At 69.9% G+C, this 11,532-nt stretch carries 8 protein-coding genes and 1 pseudogene; 7 read left to right on the top strand and 2 right to left on the bottom strand.

What is annotated here, in order from left to right; genetic code table 11:
* From FJM51_RS22555 to FJM51_RS24855, 7 genes and pseudogenes are all read left to right on the top strand, one after another.
* On the top strand, positions 1-364 hold a 364-nt coding region (locus FJM51_RS22555), incomplete at its 5' end, for a BCCT family transporter (protein ID WP_181164724.1).
* A 55-nt stretch (positions 365-419) separates the two neighbouring features.
* Positions 420-1,418, top strand: coding sequence for an acrylyl-CoA reductase (NADPH) (gene acuI, locus FJM51_RS22560; RefSeq protein WP_140456362.1), 999 nt, complete (start codon positions 420-422; stop codon positions 1,416-1,418).
* Positions 1,419-1,943: 525 nt separating this feature from the next.
* Positions 1,944-7,181, top strand: a complete 5,238-nt coding sequence (locus FJM51_RS22565; RefSeq protein WP_140456363.1) for an autotransporter outer membrane beta-barrel domain-containing protein — start codon at positions 1,944-1,946, stop codon at positions 7,179-7,181.
* Between the two features lie 74 nt (positions 7,182-7,255).
* Positions 7,256-8,254 carry a bestrophin family protein gene (locus FJM51_RS22570; RefSeq protein ID WP_140456364.1) on the top strand — a complete coding sequence of 333 codons (999 nt, stop codon included), beginning with the start codon at positions 7,256-7,258 and terminating at the stop codon, positions 8,252-8,254.
* A gap of 65 nt (positions 8,255-8,319) precedes the next feature.
* Positions 8,320-8,730: pseudogene (locus FJM51_RS24630) on the top strand (peptidase associated/transthyretin-like domain-containing protein); the annotation flags it as partial.
* 8 nt (positions 8,731-8,738) lie between these two features.
* Positions 8,739-9,098 carry a hypothetical protein gene (locus FJM51_RS24850; protein WP_306419465.1) on the top strand — a complete coding sequence of 120 codons (360 nt, stop codon included), beginning with the start codon at positions 8,739-8,741 and terminating at the stop codon, positions 9,096-9,098.
* Positions 9,099-9,103: 5 nt separating this feature from the next.
* On the top strand, positions 9,104-9,343 hold the full coding sequence (locus FJM51_RS24855) for a hypothetical protein (RefSeq protein WP_306419464.1): 240 nt from the start codon (positions 9,104-9,106) through the stop codon (positions 9,341-9,343).
* A gap of 123 nt (positions 9,344-9,466) precedes the next feature.
* Here FJM51_RS24855 and FJM51_RS22585 read toward each other — a convergent pair whose 3' ends face one another.
* Together FJM51_RS22585 and FJM51_RS22590 are read right to left on the bottom strand one after the other, a co-directional pair.
* Positions 9,467-10,354, bottom strand: a complete 888-nt coding sequence (locus FJM51_RS22585) for a transglutaminase family protein (RefSeq protein WP_140456365.1) — start codon at positions 10,352-10,354, stop codon at positions 9,467-9,469.
* 515 nt (positions 10,355-10,869) lie between these two features.
* Complete coding sequence (locus tag FJM51_RS22590; protein WP_140456366.1) at positions 10,870-11,235, bottom strand: response regulator; 366 nt, start codon at positions 11,233-11,235, stop codon at positions 10,870-10,872.
* Positions 11,236-11,532: the final 297 nt, after the last annotated feature.

An 11,532-nucleotide genomic window follows, 5' to 3' on the forward strand; every position in this document is an offset into this window, starting at 1 on the left:
CCTCGGCACACTGCCGATGCCCTGGCTCGTCATCCCGCTGTTCATCCTGCTCTGCTTCGTCTTTCTCGCCACGACGCTCGACAGCGCGGCCTACGTCCTCGCCTCGGTCACCACCCGCGAGCTCTCCGGGTATCAGGAGCCGAAGCGGTCGATCCGCGTGACCTGGGCGCTCATCCTCGCAGGCGTGGGTATCGCACTGATCCAGCTCGGCGGGCTGAAGCCGGTGCAAACCTCGACGATCGTGGTGGCGCTGCCGTTGATCCCCGTCCTCCTCGTCCTGACGCTTTCGCTGATGCGATGGCTGAGGGAGGACTTCGGCTCGAAGCCCGAGGACGCGCCCCTCGCCCCCGACACCGCCGAATGAAACCCGGGGCGGTCGCGTCGCGGCCGCCCCCTCAAGCCCAGGAGAGGAGCACGAAGTGTTCGACGCGATCGTGATCGACAAGGACGACGACGGCCAGCGGGTGACGGTTAAGCCCGTCGCATTCCCGGAGCTCACCGACGGCGATGTCGCCGTCGACGTGGCTTGGACGACGCTGAACTACAAGGACGCGCTGGCAATCACCGGCAGTTCGCCGGTGGTGCGGAGCTTTCCGATGGTTCCCGGCATCGACTTTGCCGGCGTGGTCGCCGAGAGCCGCCACCCCGACTACGTTCCGGGCGACCGCGTGGTCCTGAACGGCTGGGGCGTCGGCGAGAAGCACTGGGGCGGCCTCGCCCGGCGGGCGCAGGTGAAGGGCGACTGGCTGGTGGCGCTGCCAGCTGGCATCTCGCTCCGGCAGGCGATGGCGATCGGCACCGCCGGCTATACGGCGATGCTCTGCCTGATGGCGCTCGAGGCGCAGGGCCTGCCCCCCGAGGCGGGCGAGGTGGTGGTGACCGGCGCCTCGGGCGGAGTCGGCAGCGTCGCGACGGCGCTCCTCGCCGCGCGTGGCTATAGGGTCGCGGCGGTGACCGGGCGGCGCGAGGAGGCGGACTATCTCGGGCGGCTCGGGGCGGCGACGATCGTCGACCGGGCCGAACTCTCCGACAAGGCACGGCCGCTCAACAAGGAACGCTGGGCGGGCGCGGTGGACGTCGTCGGCGGGACGGTGCTCTCCAACGTGCTCTCGATGATGAAGTATCGCGGAGTGGTCGCCGCCTGCGGCCTGGCGGGCGGCATGGACCTCCCCACCTCGGTGGCGCCGTTCATTCTGCGCGGCGTCACGCTTCGCGGCGTCGACAGCGTGATGTGCCCGAAGCCCGAGCGCAGCGTTGCCTGGCAGCGGCTCGCGGAGGAACTGGACATGAGGCTGCTGGAGTCAATGGTCACCGAGGTGCCCTTCGAGCGAGTGCCGGAGACCGCGCCGCTCTTCCTCGAAGGCAAGGTGCGTGGGCGGATGATCGTTCCCCTTTCGCCTGATCTGGACGGATGCTGATCCAGCGAATGGCAGGAATGGCGAGCCGCGGTGCGCCGGTGGCCGGCCGCGGGGCGCTGATCGAGGTCTATGTTGTCCGGGGCGCAGCTCAGGCGGGTCGCCTCGGTACCGCGGCCAGCGCCGACCTACTCGAGGTCGCGCTTCCAACGCCGGCGTGCTCGCGATGATGTCGGGATCCATCGCACGGCGGCCAGAGAGCCTTCGCCTTACGCGTGCGCCGATCCGGGGCTGAGTGTTATGTTTCGCCGCGAGGCCAGGGCGGCTCGCGCGGCGCGAAACAGGGAGGAAAACTCGACGCCACGCGTGTTGCGGCGAGTTTCCATTCATGAGATTGTTGTTGAGGCAGAAGCAATCTTTGAAGCCATAGGCAATGGTGCCAAAGACGCCACGATCCGGGAGCAATGATGAATTCTCAAACCAATTGAAATGTAGTCGATTTTTGATTTTCCCGGACCATAGTACAGACTGACGCGATCCGTCACGGTGCTGGAGCCTTGGCGAGTCGCGACATCGCGGGGCCTTGCAATGAAGAACGAGCGATCAGCCGCGCCCACAGGTCATGTCGATCGCGCCGCGACGAGACCTCGCTGCTGGGTCCAGCCCTGTCGCATCGCGCTTCTCGCCCTTCCTTCGCTGCTCGCAAGCCTCGGGGGCCATGGCACCGCGCAGGCCGAGTGCGTCGCGGACGGCAACAACGCCTATACCTGCGCCGGCGACCTCACGCAGGTGCGGGCCAACGCGTCCGACTCGTTTCCGCCGAACACCGCGCAGCGGGTCACGGTCGAGGATCTGACGGCGAATATCGTCAACAGCATCTTCTATTCCTCGCTGGGCAACCTCGATCAGCCGGTCGACCTCGCCCTCGCGACCGGAGCCTTCCAGGTGTCGGGAACCGCGGCGACATCCGTCGTCCTCCTGGAGAGCACCGGTTACGCCGGCGCCAACCGCGGCAAGAACACGACCGGGACCATCAATGGCGGCACCTCGGCGCCGGGCGGCCCGGCGACGTTCACCCTCTCGGGCACGGTCGTCGGCTCGAAGGCCTTCACCGGGCCGGCGATTTCGATGCTGGCGATGGCGGGCGACGGTGGCAACGGCGCGGCGATGACAAGCGCCTTTCTCCCGTCGAAAGGCGGTGATGGCGGCTCGGTGCCAACCGCCGGAGACGTGACGCTTTCGGTTGCCGGGGATTCCATCGTCAAGAGCCCCGGCGGCGCCGGCGTTTCGATGGCGAGTGTCGGCGGAAATGGCGGAAACGGCGGGGAAGCGCTCTACGCGGACGGAGGGAGCGGCGCGGGGGGCGGCGCGGCCGGAACCGCCGGGATCGATGGCGATGGCCTTCTCACGGTCACCACCTCGGGGGCGAGCGACGCGCCGGCGCTCGTCCTGTTCAGTCAGGGCGGCCAGGGCGGGAACGGCGGCAAGGGCGAGAGCTTCGGCGACGGCGGCGATGGCGGCGACGGCGGTATCGGGAGCCTCGTCTCGATCGACGCCGCGATCAGCGCCACCACGGAAGGGTCCAATTCGGATGCGATCGTGGCGACGTCGATCGGCGGCGTCGGCGGGAATGGCGGTGACGGTGGCTGGTTCGCCGGAGGCTCGCCCGGTGGCAATTCCGGGCTCGCCGGCGACGTCGGCGTCACCATCACCGAGGGATCGGTCCTGACCTCCGGCGTCGATTCCGCCGGCATCGTCGCGCAGTCGATCGGCGGGCGCGCGGGCGCGGCCGGAACGATCGCCTTCAGCGCGGTTGAGTTCGCGGCGAGCGGCGGCAGCGCGGGGTCCGGCGGCGCCGTGACGGTCAGGAACGCGACCGCCGGCGCGGCGCCGATCACCACGACGGGCAACCAGTCGAGCGGGATCGTCGCCCAGTCCATCGGCGGCGCGGGCGGCCACGGCGGAAACGGGATCGGCGCGTTCTACGCGGGAGGCAACGAAGGCAGCTACGGCGGGGCCGGCGGCGCCGTCATCGTCGACAACGGGGCGGAAGGCGCGATCACGACGAGCGGCAACGATGCGTCCGGCATCGTCGCGCAGTCGATCGGGGGAACCGGTGGCTCGGGTGGTACCTCGGGGTCGATCGCCGCGTTCGGCGGCAACGCGGGCAGCGGCGGGAGCGGTGGCGGCGTGACGGTGACGAACGCGGCCACGATCAGGACGGGTGTCGGCCCCTCGGGCGACGCGGCGAGCGACGCGGTGTGCCAGGAAGGCTGCTCCCTCGGCATCCTGGCCCAATCCATCGGCGGCGGCGGCGGCAATGGCGGCGCGGCGAACGGCTGGTTCAGCGTCGGCGGCGCGGCGGCCGGCGGCGGATCTGGACAGACTGTCACCGTGACCGACACCGGCGACATCACCGCCAGTCTCGCAGATTCCCCCGCGATCACGGCGCAATCGATCGGTGGCGGTGGCGGCCATGCCCGGGCCGCCACCGCGGCCGGCCTCATCGTCACGAGCGCGGTTGGCGGGACAGGCGGCAAAGGTGGCGACGGCGGCAAGGTCACCATCAACGGCGAGGGCATCGCGCCGTCCGACATCAAGACGATCGGCGACGGGTCGCAGGGCATTCTCGCCCAATCGATCGGCGGAGGCGGCGGCCAGGCCAGCTATGCCGCGAGCGGCGCGCTCAGCGGCGAGAACCTTCCCGCGCTCTCGTTCGCGGTCGGCGCGTCAGGCGGCGCGGGTGGCACCGGCGGAGCGGTCACGGCCTTCACCAACGGGTCGATCACGACCGAGGGCGACGATTCCGGGGCCGTCGTCGCGCAATCGATCGGTGGCGGCGGCGGCGGCGCCGCCTACGCGCTGGCCATCTCCGTCAATGGCCTTCTCAACCTCTCATCCAGCACTGGTGGGAACGGTGGCTCCGGCGGCTCCGGGAACAACGCGGAGATCACCAGCGCCGCGGCCATCGGCACATCCGGCGACCGTTCGGCCGGCCTTACGGCGCAATCCATCGGCGGTGGCGGCGGCTTGGCCGGGCTCCACCTCTCCCCGGCGCAGATCTCCGGCCAGGTTTCGCTCGGCCTCAACATCGGCGCCATCGGCTCCGGGGGCGGCGGGCTGGTCGCCTCCGTCGAGACGAAGGCCGACGTGCAAACGAGCGGCGACGACTCGGCCGGCGTCATCGTCCAGTCGATCGGCGGCGGAGGCGGCGTGACGACGGTCGCCGCCCCGACGAACGACACGACCGTGACCATCGCCGTCGGCGGTCAGGAGGGCGCCACGGGCGGCGGCGGAGACACCACCGCCCAGATCGACGAAGCCGCCACGGTGAGCACCGGCGGGCCAGACTCCCTCGGCGTGATCGCGCAGTCCATCGGTGGTGGCGGCGGCTACGCCATCGGCGCGGCGGGCGTACCAGGCACCGTCTCGGTCGGCGGCGAGTCGAGCGGGAACGGCGGGACCGTCACGGTCAACGGCTACGGGACGGTCTCGACGGGCGGCGACGGGGGCTCGCACGGCATCGTCGCGCAGTCCATCGGCGGCGGCGGCGGCTACGCGGGAACATTCAGCGCGGAGGGCGCGGACTTCGGGTCCGGGCTCCACATGTCGCAGGACAACCAGACCTCCGGGGACGGCGGCGGCGTGACCGTCACGGTCAGCGGCTCGGTCGCGACCAAGGGCGAGAGCGGTTTCGGTGTGCTCGCCCAGTCGGTCGGCGGCGGTGGCGGCGTCGCGGGCTACGCGGGTTCGACGGCGAAGGGAGCGCTCGTCGGAAGCTCGGGTGGCAGCGGCACGGCTGGCCTTGTCACCGTCACGGTCGATCAGGGCGCGGGCGGCGTCTCGACCTCGGGCGCGTCGGCGCACGGCATCGTCGCGCAGAGCGCCGGCGGGTCGGGCACCGGCACGACGACCGGGACGAAGGTGAGCGTGACGGCGAAGGCCGATGTCACCGCCACGGGCGCCGGCGCCTTCGGGATCTATGCCCAGAGCACCGGCGACGGGCGCGGGGTCGTGGCGCTGACGGTGGGCGAAGGCGCGACCGTGCAGGGCGGGGCGACCGGCGGCGCGGCGGCGGGCGTCGGCGTGGTCGTCGCAGACGGGACGGCGAACACCGTCGACAACGAAGGGACGATCACCAACCTCACGGGCGCCGACGGGATCGCCATTTCCTATTCGGGCAACGGTTCGCTCGTCGTCACCAACAACGGCGCCATCGTCGGGCAGGTGATCGACGCGGCGGTGACGGCGGCTCCAGGCACCGCGGCGGCGGGGGCCGGTGGCGACAGCGCGATCACGCTGTCCAGCGGCCCCGGGGGCACGGTGGCCACCGATGGCCTTCTCGACGCGCGGCGCTTCGTGAACCGCGGCCTGCTGACCGTCGCCGGCGAAAGGTCGGTGGGCGGGACGCGGATCACCGGCGACTACCGCCAGACCGGGACGGGCGTCCTGGCGGTGGACCTCGATCCGGGCGCGCGTCGTTCGGACAGGCTTGACGTGGCGGGATCGGCGGAACTCGACGGCCTGGTCGACGTCACCCTGACCGACGTCGATCGGCCGCCGGCCCTGGGCAGGTGGCAGCGGACGATCCTGACCTCCGATGCCGGGCTCACCCTCCGGGATGGCTTCACGGTCGCCGCGTCGGCGGCCGGTCAGTATCGGCTGAACGCCGGCGAGGCAGGGACGGTCGATCTCAGCTATGACATCGATTTCGCGAACGACACGATCCGGGAGGCGGTCAACGGCAATCAGCGGGCACTGACCGACAATATCCAGTCGCTTTACGCCGCCGGCGCGCTCGACGGAGACTTCATGCGAGACCTGCTGTCGTTCAGGGACGCGGGCTCCTACGCGGGCGGGGTGAACGATCTGGGGGCCGAGGTCGCGCTCGACAACCTGCTCGCCGCCGTCCCGGCGGCGCGCGCCTTCAACGACGGCCTGCTGAGCTGCGGCGACGTGGCAGGGGCGGGCGGCGCGGTTCGCTTCTACGACGACGGCCAGTGCAGCTATCTGCGGATAACGGCGGCGGGCTTCGACCGCGACACCACCGCCGACAACCTCGGCTTCTCGGGATCGAGCTGGTCCCTGACCGGCGGCGGACAGGTCGCGGTCGGCGGCGACTGGCTCGTCGGCGGCGCCTTCGCCTACGAGAAGCGCCAGTTCGACGTGACGTCGAGTTCGGCGTCGAGCGACGTCGATCAGTTCTGGGCCGGCGCATCGGTGAAGCGGCGCTTCGACGCGCTCGAGCTTTCCGCCGCGCTCAGTCTCGGCTACGGCGACGTCGAGATCGACCGGGACTGGCTGGGCACGCCCGTGCGCGCCGACTACGGCCAGTGGTCGACCTCCGGCCAGGTCCGCGCCGCCTACATCCTCGGGAGCGACCGTGCCTATGTCATGCCTCGGATCGGCCTCGCCTTCGATCATTTCGCCTCGGCGAGCTTCACCGAGGGTGGCGACACCTTCGCGCGGCTCGATGTGAACACCGACGCGGCGACCTTCGTCAGCCTGCGGCCGGCGGTGGAATTCGGCGGAGAGATCGTGAGGGAGAACGGCACCCGACTGCGGCCACACCTCACCCTCGGGGCGACGCAATATCTGAACGACCCGGCCGTCAGCCTCGGCGCGCACTTCGCGAACGCGCCCGACAACACGCCCGACTTCACCGCGCGGACCAGCCTCGACGAGACCGTCTTCGACGCGAGCGCCGGTCTCGACGTACTGACCGCCGCCAACATGACGGTTCGCGCCGAGGCGTTCCTGAGCACTTCGAGCAACAGTGAGGGCTACGGGGGCAGCCTGACGATCGAGATCCCGCTTTGGCGATGAACCCCGACCCGGCCGTTGCCTCGCGGGTGTACCATGGGCCATGCTGATCCGGTGCCCGGAGGGAGAACCCGGCGATGTATGTTCGCGGCGGTCTGAACCCGCGCCGGCTGTCGCGGGGATCATGGCGGCTCTTCCTCGTCGCGATCGTCCTGTCCCTCGCCGTCTATCTCATCCACGATCGGCTCGGCTTCCAGGCGCTGGAAGTCCCGGCGCTGCCCGTCGCCACGATCGGCATCGTTGTCTCGGTCTTTCTCGGGTTCGTCAGTGCCTCGGCCTATGCGCGCTGGTGGGAGGCGCGCACTGTCTGGGGAGAGATCATCAACGCCAGCCGCTCCTGGGCGAACAGCTGCCTGACCCTGACCGATCCCGTGGCGGGGGCGGAAGGCGCCCCGGACGAGGTCGCCCTGCTCGCGCGGCGCCATCTCGCCTGGGTCAACGCGCTCTGCTTCCAGCTCCGCCCGATGCCGACGCCCGCGGGCACGGAAGAGACCGGCGCCGCCGTCCCCGGCTCCCGCGACAGATATCTGAGCTTTCTCTCGGAGCAGGAAGCTGACACTCTGGCCGGGAAGGCGAATCCGGCCGTTCACATCCTGCGGCTGCAGGGAGAAGCGCTCAGGCGGATGCGCCGGGCCGGCCAGCTTGACGACTACCGACTCGTCGAACTTGTCCGCGCGCTTTCGGGACTCTACGACTGCCAGGGCAAGTGCGAGCGGATCAGGAACACGCCCTTTCCGGAGCAGTTCACCTATTTCGGGCGCCTGTTCACCTGGATGCTGATCGTGCTTCTGCCGTTCGCCTTCGTAGACGCCTTCGTGCGGCTCGCGGACAACTACCCCGTGATGTCCGTGGTCGCGCGGGACTACATCTACGCGCTGGTCCCGTTCAACACGCTGATCTCCTGGGTATTCTTCCTGCTACAGCGGGTCAGCGAGAGCTGTTCGGATCCGTTCGACGGAAAGCCGACCGACGTGCCGATCGCCGCGCTGACGCGGCTCATCGAGATCGACCTGCTCCAGATGCTGGGCGAGGACGCCCCCAAGCCCTGCCAGCCCGTCGAGGGCGCGCTCTACTGAAATCCGCCGTCGGCGGACGCCCGCGTGGGGACAGTCCCCTGACACGGAGCACCTCGGGCCGATCCGTGCGCGCCTCGAGAGAGCCGATAGTCCGCGAAGGCGCCCCTGTGACTCGCGGCGGCGCCAACAACTATCTTCCCGGGGCGCCCGTGGTTGAGCGGATCGGCGGTGGCGGGTTCTGGATGTCGGGCACCGTCCGGCGCGCGGGCGATGGCGCTCCGCTCGCGGGGCAGCGCATCCAGATCTGGGCGCATACGACCGAGGGAAGCGAGCGCGACCTGTGGAGCCACGGCGCCACGCTCACCGACGCGGCCGGGGTCTTCCGGCTCGAGATGCCCCGGATCGTTCCGGCCTTCGGGCAGCCCCATGGTCATCTCGCCTATGACAGCGGCGACTTCGAGACGGTGTTCCTGCGGCCCGTGATGAAGAGCGCGCGACAGCGCGCCCTGGAAGCGCATTTCGTGCTGCGGCCGGTCCGACGCTCTTGGCAACCGGGCCGGCCCACCGGATCCGCGCGGGCCTCGTCTGGGCCGTCGTCGCGCTGGTTACGGTCGCGCCGCTGCTCGCGGCCGCCGCGAGGCCGCTCCTCGATTGGCGCGAGCCGGTCTACATCGTGGCGGGCTTCGCCGGGATCGTCGCGATGGCGCTGCTCCTGGTCCAGCCCCTGCTCGCGGCGGGCGCGCTGCCGGGGCTGGCGGGCCGTCGCGGGCTCCGGTCGCACCGCTGCGCGGGCGCCGCGGCGCTGGTCGTGGTGCTGGTCCACGTCGCGGGTCTCTGGATGACCAGCCCGCCCGACGTGATCGACGCGCTCACCTTCACGGCTCCCACCGCCTTCTCGGCGTGATCGCGATGTGGGCGCTCGTGATCGCGGCGCTTCTCGGGGCCTTCCATCGGAGGACGCGGCTCTGGCATCTCGCTCACAGGATGCTCGCGCTCGTGATCGCGATCGGAAGCGCGGCTCACGCGCTGCTGATCGAAGGTACGATGGAGCCCGTCTCCAGGGTCGCGGCCTGCGCCGTGATGGTCGTCGCGACGGTTGTCGTCGTCGCCCGGGGCAGGATCCGCGCGGCGGGAGAGCAGTCTCGCTGACCAGGCCCTTCGCCCGGCTCCGTCGCCGGGTCGGAGTTCCGCTCGCCTCAGGCCCGCCGCGGACGCGCCAATCTTCCGGGCGCCGCGCGCGAGATGGCGAGGCCGGCCTCTGGCCGGCAGGGTTCAGCAGGTCGGGACGGCGCGCACGGAGACATCGACGTGCATGCCGATCGGATCGTCCGCGTTTCCGACGAAACTGCCCGAGATCGGGATCGCCTGCGCGGCCTCGCGGGTCGCGCCGACGCGAATGAGATTGGCACCTGCGATGAGCCCGTTGGTCGGATCGTATTCGACCCATCCCGCCCCCGGGAGATATACACCACACCAGGCATGCGTGCTGCCGCCGCCACGCGTCTCTCCGGAAACGTCATCGTAGAGATAGCCGGTAACGAACCGGGTCGCGAGGCCGTAGCCGCGCAGCGCCTCCATCATCAGCACCGCGAAATCGCGGCAGGTGCCGGTGCCGAGTTCTATCGTCCGCGCCGCGCTTTGCGTGCCTTCCTCGTGGCGCTGGCCATAGCGGAACTCCTTCTTGATCGCGCGGGTGATCGCTTCGAGCACCTTCAGCGTGTCGTTCGTGCCGGCCGCGGCGACGACGCGGCGGGCCCAGGCCTCGACCTTCCGGCCGGGATCGGGCATCTGGCGCTCCGCGAGGTGGGCAAGGTCCGCGATCTCGGGCCGCGCGTACGAGAAGGGAAAGTCCTTGGCGCCCGGCTCGAGGATGTAGCACGGTAAGGGCGGACCGTCGGGATGGTGCGTGAGATCCAGCGTAGAGACGATGGTGAGTTGGTCGGTCCGCAGGTCTTCCGGCCATTCGAGAATGCAGACCGAGTTGTCGAACACGTCGTGCTTCCAGAGCACCGCCGAGGGCTCCGGCGAGACCCGCAGCTCCGCGCTGTGCAGGCGCAGATCGTGGCTGTCGTCCGGCCGGACCATCAACCGATGGCGCATCAGACCGACGGGGTCGCGGTAGGTATACTCTGTCCTGTGGATCACCGTGATGCGCGCCATGGGTCCCTCCCCGAGCCATCGACATCTGTCTACCTCACCAACGCGGCCAATACATCGGTAATCAGGGGGTGGCGTCCCCGGGCCGCGATCCTGGAAGCCATGATCTACTCGACGTCGCTTCCGACGCGTCGCGCCAGGCCACTCGGATCGAGGGTTGTCACCGTGCCATACCCGCGCAGGAGGAATCCCTCCCCGTCAAGCCCGGCCAAGGCACTCGCCGCCGAGCGGACGAAGACGTTGGCCCCCGAGACGATGTCGGCCTGGGTCGCCTCGATGACCGGCTCGGGATCGAGCTGCCGGAAATGCAGGGTCAGCGTGCCCGCGCCACGCGTCGGTTCGGCGAGGGATCGGGATCATCGTGACGGCCTCGACCATGAATCCATAGTTGGCGCACATGAGCCGGGCGAAGGCACTCCCAGTGCGTCGGCGTCAGAGCGCGGATCTCCCTTATCTGGGCCCGCCGGTGGCGGGGCCCCATAGCTGAGGGCTCGACGACTGGCCGCCGATGGGCCAGGTCACGCCGCCATTCTTCTCATCGCGGCGACGACTTCGTCCTCCCGATACGGCTTGGAGAAGAAGACGCCGCCTCGGGGGAGGCTGGCGGCGGGCGGCTGGATATGGCCCGAGGTCACGATGACGCGGACCGGAGGCCACCTGTCCTGGATCACCGCCGCCAGGATCAGCCCATCCATTCCGGGTGGCATGTCGATGTCCGTGAAGACAACTCGGATATCGAAGCGGCTTTCCAGGATCGCCAGCGCCTCGGCCGCGTTCGCCGCCTCCAGAACCGCGAAGCCGGCGTCTTCGACGAAGTCGACGGCTGCCAGGCGCAGGAGAGGGTCGTCTTCGACGACGAGAACAACGGGTGGAGATGCGCGCATGCGGAGGTCCTCGGGTTTCTCGCAGCTGAGCCAGGGGTGCGCGGAAATTCGCCTGGCGGCCCGTTGCTGGTAAACATGGGTCGATCTCGCCTGTTCCGGTCAATCCCATTCCGCGCACGTCCGCGTCGCCCGATCAACCCGCCGATGGGGTGACATGTCCGGAGGAACGCTTCGGAGAACATGCGCCCGCGGGGCGCGGCGTACGGTCAGTGTTCGAGGTGGCGCAGTGGAAGCGTGAGGGTGACTTCGAGTCCGTCATGCCGCCAGCGGTAGGCGATCGTGCCACCCAATTGACCG

Source organism: Amaricoccus solimangrovi, assembly GCF_006385685.1.
Taxonomy (GTDB): domain Bacteria; phylum Pseudomonadota; class Alphaproteobacteria; order Rhodobacterales; family Rhodobacteraceae; genus Amaricoccus; species Amaricoccus solimangrovi.